Here is a 19,232-nt window from a genome sequence, read left to right as displayed (position 1 = left end):
CCCCTTCGTGCAGTGGCATGTCTCTGCTGTGGGTCCGCCGTCGGCCGGTCCGCGTTCTCCCGCGGGACCGGCCGGCGACTACGCGAGGTTTATTCGACCGATAGTGATCATCTCTTTCGTACGACGACGAAGTCGGCCAGCTCCACGAACTGGGCCCGTACCTCTTCCGGCATGTGGATCGTGTCGAGCGCCTCGATGGCGATGGTGTGCTGGCGGCGCGCCTCCTGGGCGGTCCACTCGCGGCCGCCCGCCTCCTCGATGAGCGCGGCGCGTGCGGCGAACTCCTCCTCGGAGAAGCTTTCGAATTCGGTGCTCTTGGCGTCCTCGGCGAGCAGTTGGCCGAGGCGTTCGGAGGCCGGGCCGCCCGCCGCGAGCGCGGCCACGACCGGCAGGGACTTCTTGCGCTGACGCAGATCACTCCACGGCCGCTTGCCGGTGGCCTCCGGGTCGCCCCAGATGCCCAGCAGATCGTCCACGGCCTGGAAGGCGAGGCCGAGGTGGTATCCGTACTTCTCCAGGGTGTCGGCCGTGCGGTCGTCAGCGCCGCCGAGCACCGCGCCGATGGAGCAGGCACAGGCGAGCAGGGCGCCCGTCTTGTTGCCCTCCATCTCCAGGCACTCCGCGACGGTGACCCGGTCGCGGTGCTCGTACGAGATGTCCTGCGCCTGACCGTCGATCAGTGCGCGGGTGGCGGTGGTGAGGCGGCGCGTGGCACGGCCCGCCTCGACCGTCCCGAGTTCCAGAAGGATCTCGTTGGCCAGCGCGAACAGGGCGTCGCCGACGAGAATGGCCTGGGCGGGGCCGTGTACCTTCCACACGGTGTCGCGGTGGCGGCGCTGTTCGTCGCCGTCCATCAGGTCGTCGTGCAGCAGCGAGAAGTTGTGCACCAGTTCGACGGCGACCGCACCCGGCACGCCCACCTCGGGGGCGGCACCGGCGGCCTGCGCGGACAGTACGGCGAGCGCGGGGCGTACGGCCTTGCCGCCGTCGCCCTCCGCGGGGTTGCCCTCGGCGTCGATCCAGCCGAAGTGGTAGGCGGCGACAGTGTCCATGGGGGGTGCCAGGCGGCCGATGGCCGCCTTCAGTACCGGTGTGGCCAGGGTCCGGCCGCGCTCCAGGAGCGCGGTCACGTCCACCGCGTCGGCAGCCTTCGATGCCGGGGGCACAGTGGGCACAGTCTCTCCTCTTGTTGCGGTACTGGGAGTGCGGGAGCCTGCCGCGCTCAGATCGAGCGTCATGCCGCCTCCTCGAAGAGTTCGAAGAGGTGATCGCGGGGCCGGCCCAGGGCGCTCAGCGCGGCGCCCGCCGCACTGACACCGCTGCGGACCGCACTCTCCATGGTCGCGGGCCACCCGGTGGCGGTCCACGCCCCGGCCAGGTACAGGCCGGGTGCCTTGGTGCGGGCGCCGGGCCGCAGCCGTCCGACGCCTGGGGTCGGGGCGAACGTCGCCGTACGCTCCCTGGTCACAAAGAAGTCCCTGACCTCGGCGCCGCGCGTGCCGGGCAGCAGCCGCTCCAGCTCCGGCAGATAGCGCTCGCGCAGCGCCGAGACGGGTTCGTCGATCTCGTCCTGAGCGGCCGACTGCGACAGCGCGAGGTACTGGCCCTCCGAGAGCCCGGACGCCTCGGTCCGGTCGAAGACCCACTGCACCGGGGTGCCGAGCGCGGCGAAGAACGGCCTGCTGAGCACCTTGCGGTCGTAGACGACATGAATGTTGAGGATCGGCGCGGTGCCGATCTCCAGCAGCCGTTCGGGCGCGTCGAGTGCGCCTTCGGGCAGCAGATCGTGCGCCTCCCGCTGTGGTACGGCGAGGACGACCGCGTCCGCGTCATGCGTCTCGCCGGGAACCTGAACGCTCCAACGGCCGTTCCCGTTGGGGGAGATGGACGTGACGCGTGTACGGAGTTCGGTACGGACGCCCGAGGAGTCGAGCGCCTTGCGGGCCAGCCGGTCGTGCAGTTCACCCAGCGGGACGCGTGCCCAGCCGATGTCGGCCGCGCCCGGTTCGGACAGCAGGCCGGTCTTGAACACCATCGCGGCGAGCGCGAGCGACGAGTCGCCGGCCACCGCGTTGAGGGTGGCGACTCCGACGAGGTCCCACAGCGCTTCGACGGCACGCGCCGACTGACCGTGCCGGGTCAGCCAGCCGCCGAAGTCCTCGGTGTCGAGGGCGGGATCGGCGAGGTCGAGTGCCTTGAGTGCGAGCGCGGCACGTCCGACCTTGGCGCGCTCGGCGAGCGAGAGATGCGGGTAGGTGGCGAGGCTGCGCCCGAGATGCAGCGGTACGGGCAGCGCGTCACGTCGCAGTCTGCCGAGCCGGCCCCCCACGGGTTTCGTCACGTCGAGAACGGGCACGTCGAGACGATCCTGCAAGGGTGCGAGCGCCGCTGCGTCGATGCGCTCGAGGAACCAGCGGTACGCGGTGCAGCAGCGCAGATACACATGCTGGCCGTTGTCCACGGTGAGCGCGCCCCGCTGGAAGGAGAAGGCGAGTCCGCCGAGCCGCGGCCGGCCTTCGAGCAGCGTGACACGTACGCCCGCGTCGGCGAGCGCGAGGGCGGTGGTGACCCCAGCGAGACCGCCACCCACCACGACAGCCGTCCTTTTTCCTTGAGGCTCGGTTCGCCTCCGGGCCGCTGCAGCCGAACAGCCTGGGCTGTTCGCGTCGAGCCCCTCGGGCTGTGTGGTGTCGCTCATCGTGCGCCCTCCCCCGCGGCCCGGCCGTGGTGATGGAACGGTGCACGGCAGGCCGTCGCAGTCAGGGACGCCGTCGCCGACCGGAGGGTTGCGCGCCGTTTTCCGGGAGCTGCGTCACCGTGGCCCAGAGTGTCCATCAGACGCGCCTCCTGACGGGCCGGCGGGACACATGCCGGGCGTCGAGGCCGGAGAGACCGCGCACGGCGACATACGCCTTCTCGCGTCCGGGCAGCGAGACGCGGCCCCGCAGGACCGCCTCCGGCTCGCGCTCGATGCGGTCGAGGAGACGTCGGTAGATGCCGGCCATCGCGGCGACGCAGGCGCCGCTGCGTCGGTCCAGCATCGGCAGCAGCCGGTAGCCCTCCGCGAAAAGCGTGCGGGCCCTGCGCACTTCGAAGTGCACGAGGCCCGCGAAGTCCGAGTCGGCCGGTGGACGGGCCTCGTTGAATCCGGCGGAACAGCCGAACTTCGCGAGGTCGTCCGAGGGCAGATAGGTCCGCCCTCCCTCGGCGTCCTCGCGAACGTCCCGCAGAATGTTGGTGAGTTGCAGCGCGAGGCCGAGCGTGTCGGCGTACTCGGGCGCACGCTCGACTCCGCGCGCCCCCGGTTCGGTGCCGAACACCCCGAGCGAGAGCCGTCCGATCGCCCCGGCCACACAGCGGCAGTAGATCTTCAGGTCGTCCCAGGTCTCGTAGGTCTCACCGCGTACGTCCATCAGGACGCCGTCGATGAGTTCGTCGAGGCCGCCGAGCGGGATCGGGAAGTGGTCCGCCGCGTGACGGAGGGCGACCGCGACCGGGTCGATGTCGTCCTCGTCCACGGAGCCGTCGCGGACCCGGGCGAGCAACTCCCGGGTGTCTTCCAGACGGGCCGCCTTTACCTCGGGGGCGAGCGCACCGTCGCCGATGTCGTCGACGCGCCGCGAGAACGCGTAGAGCGCCGACATCGCGCGGCGCTTGGGCGTCGGCAGGAGCCTGATGCCGTACGCGAAGTTACGGGCCTGCTGTCCGGTCACTGACTCGCAGTAGCTGTATGCGGCGAGTACCGGTGCGGACACGTGCGATGGAGACTCCACGGTCCGGATCACCCCTCTCCTCGCAGAGTCACGCCCGCCTCACGCAGCAGCCGGAGCTTGCCGGGCTTGGGCGGGCCGGGAAGTACGTCGTATTCGGCGGCGGCAATCGCGTGGATTGCCGCCTTTCCTCCCGCCACGAACCCTGCGAGCAGCAGCCTGAGTCTGCCGTGGACGCTACCCACCAGGGGGGTGCCTTCATTCAGGAGGTTCCGGGCACGTTCTGCTTCGTATGCAACCAGTGCGCGCACCGATGCGCCTGCTGTGGCCGTAGCGAGGTCCGTCTCCTGGACATGGAACCGTTTCATGTCCTCGACGGGCAGATAGACGCGGTCGCGCCTCAGGTCCTCGCTGACGTCCTGGAGGTGCTCGACGATCTGAAGGGCCGTGCAGACGGCGTCCGAGCGGCGGACGCGCTCGGGGGTCGAGGAGCCGGTGACGGCGAGGACGAGGCGGCCGACCGGGTTGGCGGACAGTTCGCAGTAGGCGAGCAGGTCGTCGTAGGTCTCGTACCGCTTGACCAGCTGATCCTGGCGGTTGGCCGCGATCAGACCGAGGAACGGCTCCGGGGTGAGGCCGGCGCGACGGACCGTCGGCTGGAGGCGGCGCAGCAGCGGGTGACGCGGGGTCGAGTCGAACACCTTGTGCAGGTCGGCCTCGAAGGCTTCGAGCAGGACCATCCGGTCCTCGGCCTCTTCGTGAGACACACCGAGGAGGCGGGCGTCGGCGCCGCCGGGGGCCAGGTCGCCGTCACCGATGTCGTCGACGAGACGGGCGAAGCCGTACACGGCCATGAGATCGGCGCGCCAGGGCTTGGGCAGAAAGAACGGCGCCACGGGAAAGTTCTCGCCCGCGGCCTTGTCGAGGGTGGTGCGCTCCGGGCCGCCGGCGCGCGCCGTCCCGGCTGCCGTCACCGCTCGCTGCCCGGTACGCGGACGGCACACGCGTTGCGGAGCTGGAGAGTTCCCGTAGCCATTGCCGTCACATCTCCCGTTCTACACTGCCGACCCAATACATCCCATTTCGGACACGCCGCCCGGCCGCTGACGCGGCACGCCAGTGCCGGTGTCGCGCATTATCGCCCTACTTGCCGCGAATCAGCACCGGTACAGCTTACGTTGTACAACGTGACATGACGCGTCAGGGTGTCCTGCACATCACAACAACACACCGATTGCCGCCAAGATTCCTAATGCGGTGGACAGTTGGATCGTTCTTTGCCCAGCGGATCTCCCTTGGGCGCCTCTTTGCACGAGAGGACTCCGCCGGAGGCGTTCCGGTTGCGCGGCAGGACCCCGCCGGAGGCGTTCCGGCGGGGCCCAGAGGTGGTGCCCGGGGCCTACTTCCCCGTGAACTTCTCGTACTCCTTGAGGACCTCGTCGGTCGGGCCGTCCATGCGCAGCTCGCCACGCTCCAGCCACAGGACGCGGTCGCAGGTGTCGCGGATCGACTTGTTGTTGTGGCTCACCAGGAACACGGTGCCGGCTTCCTTGCGCAGCTCCCGGATGCGGGCCTCGGAGCGCTTCTGGAACTTGCGGTCGCCCGTGGCGAGGGCCTCGTCGATCATCAGGACGTCGTGGTCCTTGGCGGCCGCGATGGAGAAACGCAGGCGCGCCGCCATGCCGGAGGAATAGGTGCGCATCGGGAGAGTGATGAAGTCCCCCTTCTCGTTGATGCCCGAGAAGTCGACGATCTCCTCGTAGCGCTCCCTGATCTGCTCGCGGGACATGCCCATCGCGAGGCCGCCGAGGATCACGTTGCGCTCGCCCGTGAGGTCGTTCATCAGCGCCGCGTTGACGCCGAGGAGCGAGGGCTGGCCGTCGGTGTAGACCTTGCCCTTCTCGGCGGGGAGCAGTCCCGCGATGGCGCGCAGCAGCGTGGACTTGCCTGAGCCGTTGGAGCCGATCAGGCCGATGGCCTCACCCCGGTAGGCGATGAAGGAGACACCGCGAACGGCGTGCACCTTGCGGACGCCGCGCTCCTCGCCGCGTTTGAGTATGCGGCTGAGGGCGGCGGTGGCGCTGCCCTTGCCGGTCTTGGCTCCGTTGACGCGGTAGACGATGTGCAGCTCGTCCGCGATGACGGTGGGGATCCGGGACTCGGCGTCCGGCCCGGTGGTGTTCTGCTCAGCCACGGCCGTACCGCTCCTCCGCCTTCCAGAAGTACACGAACCCTCCGACGGCGACGAGGACGGCCCAGGCACCGGCGACCGCCCAGACGTGCGGGGGCAGGTTCTCGGAGCCGTAGCCGTCGATCAGTGCGAAGCGCATCAGGTCCATGTAGATGGCGGCCGGGTTCCACTGGAGGACATCGGCGATCCACTCGGGCTTGCCCTTGAGCATGATCGGGATGGAGAACATGACGCCGGACCCGTACATCCACGTACGCATCACGAACGGCATGAGCTGCGCGAGGTCCGGGGTCTTGGAGCCCGCCCGGGCCATGATCATCGCGAGGCCGGTGTTGAAGAGGAACTGCAGGACCAGGACCGGGAGGATCAGCAACCAGGACAGCTTCGGGTAGCTGCCGAATCCGACCGCCACTGCGAACAGCACGAGCATCGAGAAGAGCAGTTGCTGGAGCTGTTGCAGCGAGAACGAGATGGGCAGCGAGGCGCGCGGGAAGTGCAGCGCCCGCACCAGCCCGAGGTTGCCGGAGATCGCTCGTACGCCCGCCATCACCGAGCTCTGCGTGAAGGTGAAGACGAACACACCCGTCACCAGGAACGGGATGTAGACCTCTTGGGACATGCCACGGTCGGCGCCCAGGATCAGGCCGAAGATCAGGAAGTACACGAGCGCGTTCAGCAGCGGCGTGGCCACCTGCCACAGCTGGCCGAGCTTCGCCTGGCTGTACTGGGCGGTGAGCTTCGCCTGGGAGAAGGCGAGGATGAAGTGACGCCGTCCCCAGAGCTGGCGGACGTACTCGACGAGTCCTGGCCGGGCACCGCTCACGGCGAGCCCGTACTTGGCGGCGAGGTTCGCCGCGGAGAGCCCGTCATCGGGCGACGGAGGGGCGCTCACCGCGACTCCTCCGCCGTCATGCGTTGTCTCACTCACAAGTGGAAACTTTCGTCCTCAAAGTGCGCGGCCGGATCGGGCCCGGGCAGGATCCCGGGACCGGGTACGGCCGCATGCTCTCAGATATCGAGCTTGTCAGATGACGGGTGGTCGGCCCAGTCGCGTCAGGCGCCATACCGTACGCCACTTCATGGGACGGCGCGGGCCGCACGCGGTGGTCCAGCCCTCCTTGAAGCCGCCGAACCAGGCCTTCAGAGCAGGTCGCGAGGGGCGGCGGGCCAAGGTCAGCAGCATCCAGACGCCGAGGTAGACCGGCACCAGGAGGGTGGGCAGGTTGCGGCGCGCCAGCCATACCCGGTTGCGGGCGACCATCCGGTGGTAGACCGCGTGCCGCGAGGGGGCTGTCGTGGGGTGGTACAGCACCATGTCCGAGCGGTAGTCGATCATCCAGCCCGCGTCGAGAGCCCGCCAGGCGAGGTCGGTCTCCTCATGGGCGTAGAAGAACTCGTCCGGCAGCCCGCCGACCTCGGCGAAGACCTTCGTACGGACGGCGTTGGCGCCACCGAGGAAGGTGGTGACACGCGAGTTGCGCAGCGGGTCGGAGGCCCGCAGGCGCGGGACGTGACGGCGCTGGGTGACACCGGTGTCCGGGTCGGCGATGCGGAAGCTGATGATGCCGAGCTCCGGGTCGGCCTCGAAGGCCTCGCGGCACAGCTCGGCGGTGTCATGGCGGGCGAGCAGGCCGTCGTCGTCGAGGAAGAGAAGCACATCGACGTCATAGCCGTCCGTGCCGCCGGGGCCGAACGCCTCGATGCCGACGTTGCGGCCGCCCGGGATGCCCAGGTTCTCCGGCAGCTCGATGGTGCGGACACCTTCGGGGACATCCGGCACCGGGGAGCCGTTGCCGACCACGACCACCTCGACCGGGTCGCCGTCCTGCTTGGCGACCGAGTCGAGGAGGGCGCGGAGTTCATCGGGGCGGTTGCCCATGGTGATGATCACCGCGCCGACCTTCATGCCCGTGCTCACTTCAACCTGCTCGATGCCAGGATGGACACCAGGTGCAGCAGGGTCTGCAGGATCGCGATGCCGGCCAGGACCGCGATGCCCAGGCGGGTCCAGAAGAGGTCGCCGCCCACCAGGTCGAGGATCGCCACGAACAGGATGAACAGGCTGGCCTCGACACCGCCCACCAGGCGGTGGAACTTGAGCGCGGCCGCGGCCCGGCGGGCCACGGCGATGCCCGAGGAGCGGGGCGTGGCCGCCTCGTCCTTGACCGCGGGCAGTCCGCTGCGGGCGCGGGCCACGTCGACCAGGTCCGTCTCCGCCTTGATCAGGATCGCGCCGAGCGCGGCCAGCGTGCCGAGGAAGGCCCACAGCCACTCGGGGCTCTCGGAGCCGTCGAACAGGTCGGCGCCGCGCAGGCCGAAGCCCACGAGGAGGGCCGCCTCGGACAGGTAGTGGCCGATGCGGTCCAGGTAGACGCCGGTGATCGAGGTCTGGCCCCGCCAACGGGCGATCTCGCCGTCGACACAGTCGAGCAGCAGGTAGATCTGGATGAGGACGGCGCCGAGGAGCGCCCCGGCGAGCCCGGGCACGAGGAGTGCCGCGCCCGCCAGGATGCCCGCGACGACCATCAGATATGTGAGCTGGTTGGGCGTGATCCTGGTGTTCACCAGGTACCGGTCGCAGCGCAGCGAGATCTCTCGCATGTACAGGCGTCCCGCCCAGTGCTCACCACTGCGCCGGTCCTTCACCCCTTCGGGGTGCACGACGGGGCGCAGTTCAGCTACCGATGGCCTTGGCATAGTCGGCGTATGCGTCCTTGATCTGATCGGTGTTGAGGTCGAGGTGTTCGAGGATCGTGTAACGGCCGGGCCGGGTCTTCGGTGCGAACTCCACGACCTGGACGAACTCCTCCACGGTGAAGCCGATGTCCTCCGGGAGGACGGGCAGCCCGTGGCGGCGCAGCACCTCGGCCATGTACGCCGACTCCTCGCGCGCCCCGCGCAGATGCATCGCGAAGGCCGCGCCCAGGCCGCACTGCTCGCCGTGGCTGGCCGCGCGCCTGGGGAAGAGCAGGTCGAAGGCGTGGTTGATCTCGTGGCAGGCGCCGGAGGCCGGGCGGGAGTCGCCCGCCACCGACATGGAGATGCCGGTGAGCACCAGTCCCTCGGCGAGCACCTGGAGGAAGGCGTCGTCGCCGACGCCGCCCGGGTGCCGCAGCACGGCCTCGCCCGCCTGGCGCGCCATGGCGGCGGCCAGACCGTCGATCGCCTCGCCCTGCTCGCGGTGGGCGAGCTCCCAGTCCGCGACCGCGGAGATGTTGGACAGGGCGTCGCCGATACCGGAGCGCACGAAGCGGACCGGGGCCTCGCGGATCACGTCGAGGTCGATGACGACCGCGATCGGGTTCGGTACGCCGTAGGAGCCGCGCCCCGCGTCGTTGTCGAGCGTCGCGACCGGCGAGCACAGACCGTCGTGCGAGAGGTTCGTGGCGACGGCGACCAGCGGGAGGCCGATACGCGCCGCGGCGAACTTCGCACAGTCGATGATCTTGCCGCCGCCGAGACCCACGACCGCGTCGTAGTGCCCGGACTTCATGGCGTCGGCGAGCTTGATCGCGTCGTCGATGGTGCCGCCGCCGACCTCGTACCAGCTCGCGCCCGGCAGGGCCGGAGCCAGCCGCTCACGCAGCTTGGCCCCGGAGCCGCCGCTGATCGCGACGGCCAGCTTGCCGGAGTGCGAGATGCGCTGGTCGGCGAGGACCTCCGCCAGATCGTCCAGGGCGCCCGGACGGATGTCGACGACGACCGGCGAGGGGATGAGCCTCGTCAGTACTGGCACGCGATTTCACGTCCCTTGGCCAGGTCGTCGTGGTTGTCGATCTCGACCCACTTGACGTCGCCGATGGGGGCCACGTCGATGCGGAAGCCGCGGTTCACGAGCTCCTGGTAGCCGTGCTCGTAGAACTGCTGCGGGTCGGTCTCGAAGACGGTCTTCAGCGCGTCCGCGAGCTCGTCGGCGGCCTCACCCTCTATGAGGGTGACGCCGATGTACTCACCGGTGGCCTCGGCCGGGTCCATCAGCTTGGTGATCTTCGTCATGCCCTTCTCGGGGTCGACGACGACCTTCATCTCCTCGTCGGCGAGGGACTTCACCGTGTCGAGGGCAAGGATGATCTTCTTGCCGTCGCCGCGCGCGGCGAGCAGCGTCTTCTCCACGGAGACCGGGTGCACGGTGTCGCCGTTGGCGAGGATCACCGAGTGCTTGATGGCGTCACGGCCGCACCAGAGGGAGTAGGCGTTGTTCCACTCCTCGGCCTTGTCGTTGTCGATCAGGGTGATCTTGACACCGTACTTCTTCTCGAGCGCCTCGCGGCGCTCGTAGACGGCCTCCTTGCGGTACCCGACGATGATCGCGACCTCGGTCAGGCCGATCTCGGCGAAGTTGCCGAGGGTGAGGTCGAGCACGGTGATGCTGTCCTCGTCGCCTTCGGGTCCCACCGGCACCAGTGCCTTGGGCAGGGTGTCGGTATAGGGGCGCAGACGCCGTCCGGCGCCGGCCGCCAGCACGAGGCCGATCATGCGGGTTCTCCTTCATCGTGTACGGCGGGTGCGCCACGTCGGTGGGCGGTCACCCAGAAACGGATGCTCTCCACGAGCACCACGAGTGCCACGGCCGCGGCGAGCGCCGCGAGCGCGAACGTGAAATCAGTGGCGGCGAGCAGCGCGGCCAGAACGGTGACCAGCAGCGTCCTGCCTTCGTGCCCGCCGATCGCCCGCACCAGCCAGTGCGGCGGTGCGCCGGCGTTGCCGCGTATGCGGTACACCGTGTCGTAGTGATGGTAGGCGACGGCGGCCACCAGGCCGAAAGCCGCGGGCAGGGCTCCGTTCACGTCGGCTTTGGCGGCCAGTACCAGGACCGTGCCGTATTCGGCGGCGCGGAAGAAGGGGGGAACGAGCCAGTCCAGGGCCCCTTTGAGGGGGCGGGCGAGGGCGATGGGCGACTGGAGTACGTAGAACGCGGCGCCCAGGACGGGCCACCAACTCCCGTAGGGGGCAAGCCATGTGGCGAGCACCACGACGGCGCCGCCGATGAACGCGACATACGCCGGTGCCCGCAGCGGTGCACGACGCGCGAGACGCGCCAGCCCCGTGGCGAGCGCGCCGGAGTCCGTGAGGTCGGCGAGTGCCTGGGCCGCGCGGTCGGTGCGCTGTGCCTTGCGGGTCAGCGACCTGAGCACGCGTCCCGCCGTGGTGTAAGTGGCCGCGAGCGCGCACCCGATGAGCAGTGCGTAGAAGGTGATACGAGGCGTCGTGGCCGCCGTGAGCACGGCGATCATCGCCCAGCGCTCGCCGATGGGCAGCACGATCATCCGGCGCACCCAGACCGTCCAGCCGACGCTGTCGAGCTTGTCCGACAGGGCAGCGGTGGGGCTGGTGTTGGCGGTGGCGTCGTGGTTCGCCTCGTTGAAGGAGAAGTCGACGACGTGCCGGCAGGTCTGCAGGACCATCGCGCCGAGGGCGAGGGCCCATACGTCGTCGCCGCCGCGGGCGGCTCCGAGAGCGAGGCCCGCGTAGTAGGCGTACTCCTTGGCGCGGTCGAAGGTCGCGTCGAGCCAGGCACCGAGCGTCGAGTACTGCAGCGAGTAACGGGCGAGTTGTCCGTCCGTGCAGTCCAGGACGAAGGAGAAGAGGAGCAGCAGCCCGGCCGCGACGAAGCCGGCGCGGGTGCCCGTCGCCGCGCAGCCGGCCGCGATCAGCGCGGTGAACAGCGAGGCCGTGGTGACCTGGTTCGGGGTCAGACCGCGGCGGGCGCACCAGCGGGCGATGTAGCGGGAGTACGGGCTGATGCAGTACGTGGTGAAGAAGCCGTCGCGCGACTTCACGGCCGTACGCAGCCTGATCGCCTCGTCGTCGATGGCGACCACGGACTGACGGGCCTCGTTGCGGGCCTGGGGGTCCCGGGGGACGGCGGCCACGAGTTCGCCGAGATCGGGGCGGTGCAGTTCGGTGGTGTCGAGCAACTCCGCGACGCGGTCGGCGACGATGCCGACCACCACGGAGCCGCTCGACGCGTCACCGGCGGCCGCGTGCAGAGCGCGGGCGAGCGCGGAACGGGCCGCGGGCCGGACGGTCACGGCTCCGGGGATCGCGGAGGCGTCGAAGCGCGGGTCGGTGAGCCCGATGCGCAGGGCGTGGACGTGCCCCACGAACCGGGTGTCGACGACGGCGACCCGCTGGTCCGCGGGCACGGCGGCAAGGAGCGTCTCGGCGTCGGCCGCGTCGGTGGCGACCCGCACGTCGAAGCCGAGCGACCGCAGATCGCCCTCGAGGGACGATCCGGGGACCGGCTGACCGGTGAGGATGGCGGTCGACAGACGAACTCACTCCCTGGGTTCCGACGCGTCCATGGCGCCGGGCATGTGCGTGATGGGGTGCCCCAGGCCGGGGGCGGCCGGGCGGCGTGTCGGCAGAGGCTATCGGATGATGAGAAGCTGCCGTTCACCGCCCGTTAACGGCCCGATCAGCACGGGCTGAGTGCTGCGCCTGCTGCGATCATCATCGTGGATCCGGGGCCCGCGCCCCAAATCGCGATCGCAGAACGGAACTTTCCGGGGCAAGGTTCGCACCCCGGACCGGAACCGATCGGCCCGGCATAGGGTGAACGACCATGACATGGCTGATCACAGGTGGAGCTGGATATATCGGGGCGCATGTGGCACGCGTCATGGCCGAAGCGGGAGAGCGGGTCGTCGCGCTCGACGATCTCTCGGCCGGCGTCGCTCACCGACTGCCGTCGGACATAGCTCTCATACAGGGCTCATCGCTCGACGGTGATCTGCTGAAGCGGACGTTCGCCGAACACGCGGTGACGGGTGTGGTGCATCTCGCGGCCCGCAAGCAGGTCGGCGAGTCCGTCGCACAGCCCGCGCGCTACTACCAGGAGAACGTCGGCGGCCTCGCGACCCTCCTCGACGCGGTCGCCGAGGCGGGCATCGGGCGGTTCCTCTTCTCGTCGTCCGCCGCCGTCTACGGCAACCCGGATGTGGACCTCATCACGGAGGACACCCCGTGCGCCCCGATGAGTCCGTACGGCGAGACGAAGCTCGCCGGTGAGTGGCTGGTGCGGGCGGCGGGCCGGGCGCACGGCATCGCGACCGTCTGTCTGCGCTACTTCAACGTCGCGGGGGCGGCCGCGCCCGAACTGGCCGACACCGGCGTCTTCAACGTGGTCCCGATGGTGTTCGACCGGCTCACCCGCGACGAGGCCCCACGGATCTTCGGCGACGACTATCCGACGCCGGACGGCACCTGCGTACGCGATTACATCCACGTGGCCGACCTCGCCGACGCGCACCTCGCGGCAGCGCGGCGGCTGACCGCGACGGATGTCACACGCGCGAGGGGGGCCACGGACGCGACGGGCGCCACGCACGCCACGCACGCGACGGGCGCGACGGGCGACCTGACGGTGAACATCGGCCGCGGTGAGGGTGTCTCGGTACGCGAACTCGTGACCCTCATCGGCGAGGTCACCGGCGACACCCGCACCGCGCTCGTCGAACCGCGCCGCCCGGGCGACGCCCCGCGCGCGGTCGCCTCGGCCGCGCGCGCTGCCGAGGAACTCGGCTGGACCGCGCGTCGCGGGATGCGCGAGATGGTCGAGTCGGCCTGGCAGGGCTGGCGCCTCCACCACTCCGGCTGATCATGCCGACGCTCTGACCTGCCGGATTACAGCGGGGGCACGGCGGCAGCCGCCCACCAAGGGAGACTGCGCGCCGCGCTGGCGATCACGCTCACCGTGGCTCTGCTCGCGATCCATTTCGCCAACCGGGCACCGAGCGCAGCCGCACCTTCGGCTATGCGCGCGCCGAGATCCTCGCCGCGCTCGCCAACTGTCTGCTGCTGGTCGGCGTCGGCGGGTACGTCGTGTACAAGGCGATCGAGCTCCTGGACGATCACCTCGGGGCTGCCCGTCCCCAATTGCCGGGCGGAGTCGTCCGTCTCGGTGCTACCGTGGCCGACGATTCAGGAGGTGGGTTGATGACTGTCGCGTTCGGCGCTGCTGTGCGCAGCGACTCAGGCATCCCCATCTCCCGGGCCCGCGGCTGACGTTCAGGGAATCGTCGGCCGGGCCCTTCACCCAAGGGTTTTCACGTTGACCGACAACGCCTTCTTCACCCTGCACCACGGACTTCCACGTCAGGGCCCCGGCTCCGACGCCACCACCCGTCACCTCCTCTCGCTCGCGGGCCCACTGCCCGCCCGGCCGCGCGTACTCGACCTGGGATGCGGGCCCGGCCGCGCCGCGCTGCTGCTCGCCGCCGAGGCGGGCGCCGAGGTGACCGCCGTCGATCTGCACGAGCCGTTCCTCGCCGAGCTGCGGGCGGCCGCCGAGGCGCGCGGGCTCGCGGGCTCGATCCGCACACTCAACGCGGACATGGGCGAACTCCCCTGCCCCGACGGCTCGTTCGACCTCGTCTGGGCCGAGAGCTCGGCCTACTCCATCGGCTTCGACACCGCGCTGCGCTCCTGGCGGCGCCTGCTCGCGCCCGGCGGCACTCTTGTGATCACCGAGGGCGAGTGGACCACCGACTCGCCCTCGCCCCGGGCCCGCGCCTTCTGGGAAGGTCAGTGCGCGTTGCGCACGACCGAGGGAAACAGCCGGGCCGCCGAGGCCGCGGGATACACCGTCATCGGCGTGTACCCGCAGCCGGAGTCCGACTGGGACGAGTACTACGGCCCGCTGGGTGCCAAGGCCGACACCGCGGACCTCGCCATGCCGGGCATGGCCGAGGCCGTGGCGGGTGCCCGCGAGGAGATCACACTGCGCCGGGAGCACGGCGGCGAGTACGGCTACACCGGATACGTGCTGCGGCTGCCGGAGGGCGCGCCCGGCTGGCTCACCCGTCCGGAGACCCCCGCCGACCGCGCCGAGGTGCACGCGGTCAACGCCGCGGCCTTCCCGACCGAGGTGGAGGCGGACCTGGTGGACGCGCTGCGCGCCGACTCCGGGGCGTGGCTGCCGGGCCTGTCGTATGTCGCCGAGGCACCGGACGGCACGGTCGCGGCGCACGCGCTGATCACCCGCTGCCATGTCGACGGGGCGCCGGCGCTCGCCCTGGCGCCCGTGGCCGTACGGCCGCGGTATCAGCGGCAGGGTGCCGGAGCGGCCGTCGTACGCGCGGTGCTGCGGGCGGCACGCGCGCGTGGGGAGCGGCTGGTGCTCGTACTCGGCCACCCCGAGTACTACCCGAGGTTCGGTTTCGTGCCCGCCTCGGGGTACGGCATCCGGGCCGGATTCGAGGTCCCGGACGAGGCGATGATGGCGCTTGTCCTGGACGATTCCGTGCCGGTGCCCACGGGCACGATCAAGTATCCGGCCGCTTTCGGCGTCTGATCGACGGCTCCCGCATGTCCGGTTCGTCCGCGCGGCGGAACCGGACATGCGGGACACCGCGTGGTGCCGGGAGTAGCGCTTTCGTACGGCAGACTTGAGGTTCGAAGACCGAAGCGAAGGATGGGTATGCCGATCACTCCTGCCACCGCGACGCACAGTTCGTCCACCGGCACCGCCGAAGCCATCTTGCTGGAACTGGTCGATGAGGACGGCACGACGATCGGCACCGCGGAGAAGCTCGCCGCCCATCAGCCACCCGGGAAGCTGCACCGGGCGTTCTCCGTCTTCCTGTTCGACGAGCAGGGCAGGCTGCTGTTGCAGCAGCGCGCGCTCGGCAAGTACCACTCCCCCGGCGTCTGGTCCAACACCTGCTGCGGCCACCCCTATCCGGGTGAGGCGCCCTTCGCGGCGGCCGCGCGGCGCACGTACGAGGAGCTCGGAGTCTCTCCGTCGCTGTTGGCCGAGGCGGGCACGGTGCGCTACAACCACCCGGACCCGCACTCGGGGCTGGTGGAGCAGGAGTTCAACCATCTGTTCGTGGGCATGGTCCAGTCGCCGCTGCGGCCGGACGCGGAGGAGGTCGGCTCGACGGCTTTCGTGACGGCCGCCGAGCTGGCGGAACGGCACGCGAGGGACCCGTTCTCCGCGTGGTTCATGACCGTCCTGGACGCGGCGCGCCCGGCGATCAGGGAGCTGACGGGTTCGTCCGCGGGCTGGTGACCGCCGGCGCTTGTCAGGCCTGTGTGGGTTTGAGCGGCAGGGCGGCCCAGATCACCTTGCCGCCGCTCGCGGTGTGTTCGACGTCGCACACGCCGCCCGCCTCCGCCGCGATCTCGCGTACCAGGAGCAGACCACGGCCGCCGGTCTGCCCGTGGTCGGCCTCCAGGGCGGTCGGGCGGTAGGGGTGGTTGTCCTCGACGGAGACGCGCACCCACTCGGCACCGACGGCGACCTCCACGGCCAGCATCGGGGAGAGCAGCGCCGCGTGCCGGACGGCGTTGGTCACCAGCTCGGAGACGATCAGCAGGAGCCCCTGGACGAGGTCGTCCGAGATGGGCACGCCCTGCCGGGCCAGCAGGTCACGGACGGCGTGCCGCGCCTGCGGCACCGAGACGTCGACGGCTGGAGCGGTGAACCGCCAGACGCCCTCGTACGGCAGCGGGCCGGGCGGTGCCCCGGCGGGTGGTACGTCCCCGCCGCCTTCAGGGCGTGGGCCGGGCCCACGCCCATGATCGTCCATCGTCCGGTCCCTACCCTTGCGCTCGATTGTCACCACACGTCGAGTGTTGGTAACGCGCTGTCCCGGCCGAGGAACTGAACAGAAGTCAGCGAGTATCGACGGCTTCCGACCGACCATGTACGACACGGTCGGACGTGAGACCGCCGTTGCCCTTCTTGCGTCGAATTCAGACTCTTCGGGTTGTACGGTTTGGCCCAGGACGAGACCAACGTCACGGTGCCGACGGTACGGCACCGTCCCTCTTGATCGTGCGACCGTCCCTCTTGATCGTGCGTTCGAGCGTGCGGATAGCATCCGGCTCATGGAGCCGCAGCTGCTGCACAGCGTCGCCGACGGGGTCGCCACCGTCGTGATCCACCATCCGGCGAAGCGCAACGCCATGACGGCCGGCATGTGGGAGGCGCTGCCGCCCCTGCTCGACGCGCTGGCCGCCGATCCCGCCGTGCGTGCGCTCGTACTCACCGGCGAGGGTGAGACCTTCTGTGCCGGGGCCGACATCTCGGCGCTGCGGGGCTCCTCGGCCCAGGCGCAAGGGCTGGCCGTGCGCGCGGAGGACGCGCTCGCCGCCTTTCCCAAGCCAACACTCGCCGCGGTGCGCGGCTACTGCGTGGGCGGCGGGTGCCAGCTGGCGGCGGCGTGCGATCTGCGTTTCGTGGACGAGGGCGCGCTGTTCGGGATCACTCCGGCGAAGCTGGGGATCGTGTACGCGGCCTCCTCCACGCGGCGGTTGGTGTCCCTGGTGGGACCGTCCACCGCCAAGTACCTGTTGTTCTCGGGCGAGTTGATCGACTCGGAGCACGCCCTGCGAACCGGTCTCGTGAACGAGGTGCTGCCGGACGGCGAACTCGGCAAGCGGGTGGCGGAGTTCACTCGGGTACTCGCAGCACGCTCGCAGCTGACGCAGGCCGCGGCGAAGGAGTTCGCGAACGGACGTACGGACCGGGACGCGTACTGGGCGGAGCAGGCGAGCGCGAGCGGCGACACCGCGGAGGGAGTCGCCGCCTTCCTGGAGCGCCGTCAGCCGGACTTCACCTGGACTACGCCAGGATGAAGCGGCTCTTCGAGCGGAACTCCTCGACGAGATGCGCGGGTGCCTTCTGCGGGGACCCCGCGTCGTAGGGCGGCTGCGGGTCGTACTCCGTCAACAGCTGTACGGCCTGGGCGTGTTCGTCGCCCGCGATCCTGCCCACCAGAGTGAGTCCCATGTCGATGCCGGAGGAGACGCCGGCCGCCGTGACGTACTTGCCGTCGGTCACGACCCGCTCTCCCGTCGGCTCGGCGCCGAACCCCTTGAGGAAGTCGAGTGCGAGCCAGTGCGAGGTGGCGCGACGGCCGTTGAGCAGTCCGGCCGCGGCGAGCAGCAGAGAGCCGGTGCACACGGAGGTCGTCCAGGTGCTCGTGGCGTCGGCGGCGCGCAGCCAGTCGAGGAGCACCTCGTTCTCCATCTGCGGTGTCTGGCCGGGGCCCCCGGGGACCACGACGATGTCGGGGCTCGGAACCTCGGCCAGGGTCTTGTCGGCGGTGATCGCCAGGACGCCGGTGTCCGTGCGGACGGGGCCGGTGCGCTCGGCGACGAAGACGGTCTCCGCGTCCGGGAGGCGGCCGAGGGTCTCGTAGGGGCCGACGGCGTCGAGGGCGGTGAAGCGGTCGAAGAGGACGATGGCTATCTGCATCGCAGGCCTTTCGTGGGTTCGGCGGGGTGATGCGGTGACTTCGGCGGGTCGTTCGGCCGCTTTCCGCAGCTTCTGTGGGCGAGCGGTGGCTTCAGGAGGTGAGCGCGGGGCGGAAGCGGCGGCGGTACTCCGCCGGGGCCGCGCCGAGGGTGCGCACGAAGGCGCGGCGCATCGCCTCGGGCGTGCCGTAACCGCAGGCGCGGGAGATCTCCTCGATGCCGTCGGCGGTGTCCTCCAGCAGACGGCGGGCGTGCTCGAGGCGGACGCGGTCCACGTAGCGCCCCGGGGTCATGCCGGTCTCCGCCTGGAAGGCACGGGCGAAGTGGCGTGGTGAGAGGCTGGCGCGGGCGGCGAGGGCCTCCACGGTCAGATCCTCGCCGGGGTGCTCGGTGATCCACTGCTGGACCTCACGGAGCGGTTCGCGCTGGGCCGTCTGAGCGGCGAGCTGGGCACTGAACTGGGCCTGGTTTCCCGGACGGCGCAGGAAGACGACCAGGTGGCGGGCGACGGTGAGCGCCACCTCGCGGCCGAGGTCCTCCTCGACGAGCGCGAGGGCCAGGTCGATGCCGGCGGTGACGCCCGCCGAGGTGGCCACGTTCCCGTCGCGTACGTAGATGGGGTCCGGGTCGACCTCGACCGCCGGGTGGTGACGCGCGAGCGTCTCGCAGTAGCCCCAGTGGGTCGTCACCCGGCGCCCGTCCAGGAGGCCGGCCTCGGCGAGGAGGATCGCACCCGTGCAGACGGAGACCAGGCGCCGCGCGCGCGGGCCGTGTACGCGCAGCCATTCGGTCAGGCGCGGGTCGGGTGCGCGGGTGCCCTGCCCGCCCGGCACGAGCAGGGTGTGCGGGGTCGGGGCGTCGGCGAGCGCGTGGTCCGGAGTGAGGGTCAGACCGCTGCTGGTGCGTACGGGTGCGCCGTCGAGCGAGGCGGTGTGGATGCGATACGTGCTCTCGGGGTCGCCGACATACGTGACAGCACCCGCGAACACCTCCACGGGGCCCGTGACGTCGAGGCTCTGTACGTCGTCGAACAGAATGACAAGGACGGTCCGGTGCGCCATGTTCTCGATTCTTGGCAGGCAGGGCTGCGTCCGCAATGACGAGTAGCCCACCTTTCCTGCCTT

The 19,232-nt window shown here is 70.4% G+C and carries 19 protein-coding genes and 1 pseudogene; 5 read left to right on the top strand and 15 right to left on the bottom strand.

The features are described 5' to 3' along the window. Positions 1 to 107: 107 nt before the first annotated feature. The 12 genes from FE633_RS00210 to FE633_RS00160 form a co-directional block, all read right to left on the bottom strand. Positions 108 to 1,238, bottom strand: a complete 1,131-nt coding sequence (locus tag FE633_RS00210) for a polyprenyl synthetase family protein (protein ID WP_138042930.1) — start codon at positions 1,236 to 1,238, stop codon at positions 108 to 110. Next, positions 1,235 to 2,698, bottom strand: coding sequence for a hydroxysqualene dehydroxylase HpnE (hpnE, locus tag FE633_RS00205; protein WP_138042929.1), 1,464 nt, complete (start codon positions 2,696 to 2,698; stop codon positions 1,235 to 1,237). Before hpnE ends, FE633_RS00210 begins: the two co-directional genes overlap by 4 nt. Further along, entirely contained in the window at positions 2,695 to 2,835 is a 141-nt protein-coding gene (locus FE633_RS47995) for a DUF6380 family protein (protein ID WP_219925804.1), read from the bottom strand. Before FE633_RS47995 ends, hpnE begins: the two co-directional genes overlap by 4 nt. Further along, positions 2,835 to 3,785 carry a presqualene diphosphate synthase HpnD gene (hpnD, locus tag FE633_RS00200; protein WP_138042928.1) on the bottom strand — a complete coding sequence of 317 codons (951 nt, stop codon included), beginning with the start codon at positions 3,783 to 3,785 and terminating at the stop codon, positions 2,835 to 2,837. The genes FE633_RS47995 and hpnD overlap by 1 nt, the downstream gene beginning before the upstream one ends. Further along, the gene (gene hpnC, locus FE633_RS00195; RefSeq protein WP_138042927.1) at positions 3,782 to 4,684 is read right to left on the bottom strand and encodes a squalene synthase HpnC; all 903 of its coding nucleotides are present in this window, start codon (positions 4,682 to 4,684) and stop codon (positions 3,782 to 3,784) included. The genes hpnD and hpnC overlap by 4 nt, the downstream gene beginning before the upstream one ends. A gap of 425 nt (positions 4,685 to 5,109) precedes the next feature. Next, positions 5,110 to 5,904 (bottom strand): ABC transporter ATP-binding protein, encoded by a 795-nt coding sequence (locus FE633_RS00190; RefSeq protein WP_138042926.1) that lies wholly within the window; start codon positions 5,902 to 5,904, stop codon positions 5,110 to 5,112. Beyond that, positions 5,897 to 6,829: an ABC transporter permease gene (locus FE633_RS00185; RefSeq protein WP_138042925.1), complete on the bottom strand. Its 933-nt coding sequence runs from the start codon at positions 6,827 to 6,829 to the stop codon at positions 5,897 to 5,899. The genes FE633_RS00190 and FE633_RS00185 overlap by 8 nt, the downstream gene beginning before the upstream one ends. 96 nt (positions 6,830 to 6,925) lie before the next feature. Continuing rightward, positions 6,926 to 7,819, bottom strand: coding sequence for a glycosyltransferase family 2 protein (locus FE633_RS00180; protein ID WP_138042924.1), 894 nt, complete (start codon positions 7,817 to 7,819; stop codon positions 6,926 to 6,928). After that, on the bottom strand, positions 7,816 to 8,598 hold the full coding sequence (locus FE633_RS00175) for a CDP-alcohol phosphatidyltransferase family protein (protein ID WP_119103541.1): 783 nt from the start codon (positions 8,596 to 8,598) through the stop codon (positions 7,816 to 7,818). The genes FE633_RS00180 and FE633_RS00175 overlap by 4 nt, the downstream gene beginning before the upstream one ends. After that, positions 8,576 to 9,637 carry an iron-containing alcohol dehydrogenase family protein gene (locus tag FE633_RS00170; protein ID WP_138042923.1) on the bottom strand — a complete coding sequence of 354 codons (1,062 nt, stop codon included), beginning with the start codon at positions 9,635 to 9,637 and terminating at the stop codon, positions 8,576 to 8,578. The genes FE633_RS00175 and FE633_RS00170 overlap by 23 nt, the downstream gene beginning before the upstream one ends. Beyond that, on the bottom strand, positions 9,625 to 10,377 hold the full coding sequence (locus tag FE633_RS00165; RefSeq protein WP_138042922.1) for a phosphocholine cytidylyltransferase family protein: 753 nt from the start codon (positions 10,375 to 10,377) through the stop codon (positions 9,625 to 9,627). The genes FE633_RS00170 and FE633_RS00165 overlap by 13 nt, the downstream gene beginning before the upstream one ends. Then, complete coding sequence (locus tag FE633_RS00160; protein ID WP_138042921.1) at positions 10,374 to 12,173, bottom strand: DUF5941 domain-containing protein; 1,800 nt, start codon at positions 12,171 to 12,173, stop codon at positions 10,374 to 10,376. Before FE633_RS00160 ends, FE633_RS00165 begins: the two co-directional genes overlap by 4 nt. Before the next feature lie 293 nt (positions 12,174 to 12,466). On the opposite strand from FE633_RS00160, the gene galE reads away from it, so the two are divergent. The 4 genes and pseudogenes from galE (at position 12,467) to idi (ending at position 15,916) form a co-directional block, all read left to right on the top strand. After that, on the top strand, positions 12,467 to 13,501 hold the full coding sequence (galE, locus tag FE633_RS00155; protein ID WP_138042920.1) for a UDP-glucose 4-epimerase GalE: 1,035 nt from the start codon (positions 12,467 to 12,469) through the stop codon (positions 13,499 to 13,501). Positions 13,502 to 13,519: 18 nt separating this feature from the next. After that, positions 13,520 to 13,743 (top strand): annotated as a pseudogene (locus tag FE633_RS00150) (cation efflux transmembrane domain-containing protein); the annotation flags it as partial. 211 nt (positions 13,744 to 13,954) lie between these two features. Next, positions 13,955 to 15,196: a bifunctional class I SAM-dependent methyltransferase/N-acetyltransferase gene (locus tag FE633_RS00145; protein ID WP_138042919.1), complete on the top strand. Its 1,242-nt coding sequence runs from the start codon at positions 13,955 to 13,957 to the stop codon at positions 15,194 to 15,196. Positions 15,197 to 15,322: 126 nt separating this feature from the next. Continuing rightward, positions 15,323 to 15,916: an isopentenyl-diphosphate Delta-isomerase gene (gene idi, locus FE633_RS00140; RefSeq protein WP_119103548.1), complete on the top strand. Its 594-nt coding sequence runs from the start codon at positions 15,323 to 15,325 to the stop codon at positions 15,914 to 15,916. A gap of 13 nt (positions 15,917 to 15,929) precedes the next feature. Here idi and FE633_RS00135 read toward each other — a convergent pair whose 3' ends face one another. Beyond that, positions 15,930 to 16,436 (bottom strand): ATP-binding protein, encoded by a 507-nt coding sequence (locus FE633_RS00135; RefSeq protein ID WP_138042918.1) that lies wholly within the window; start codon positions 16,434 to 16,436, stop codon positions 15,930 to 15,932. A 301-nt stretch (positions 16,437 to 16,737) separates the two neighbouring features. Between FE633_RS00135 and FE633_RS00130 the strand changes: the two genes are divergently transcribed. After that, positions 16,738 to 17,487 (top strand): enoyl-CoA hydratase/isomerase family protein, encoded by a 750-nt coding sequence (locus tag FE633_RS00130; RefSeq protein ID WP_138042917.1) that lies wholly within the window; start codon positions 16,738 to 16,740, stop codon positions 17,485 to 17,487. On the opposite strand, the gene FE633_RS00125 is transcribed toward FE633_RS00130, so the two are convergent. After that, a complete protein-coding gene (locus tag FE633_RS00125; protein ID WP_138042916.1) occupies positions 17,474 to 18,109 on the bottom strand; it encodes a DJ-1/PfpI family protein in 636 nt (211 codons plus the stop codon). The two genes, FE633_RS00130 and FE633_RS00125, sit on opposite strands and share 14 nt — an antisense overlap. 91 nt (positions 18,110 to 18,200) lie before the next feature. Continuing rightward, positions 18,201 to 19,169: a GlxA family transcriptional regulator gene (locus FE633_RS00120; RefSeq protein ID WP_138042915.1), complete on the bottom strand. Its 969-nt coding sequence runs from the start codon at positions 19,167 to 19,169 to the stop codon at positions 18,201 to 18,203. Positions 19,170 to 19,232 lie beyond the last annotated feature (63 nt).

Origin of the sequence: Streptomyces montanus, from assembly GCF_005786655.1 — a bacterium.
Taxonomy (GTDB): Bacteria; Actinomycetota; Actinomycetes; order Streptomycetales; family Streptomycetaceae; genus Streptomyces; species Streptomyces sporangiiformans.
The sequence above is the reverse complement of the archived record's forward strand: the minus strand, read 5'-3'. Positions and strand labels throughout refer to the sequence as shown.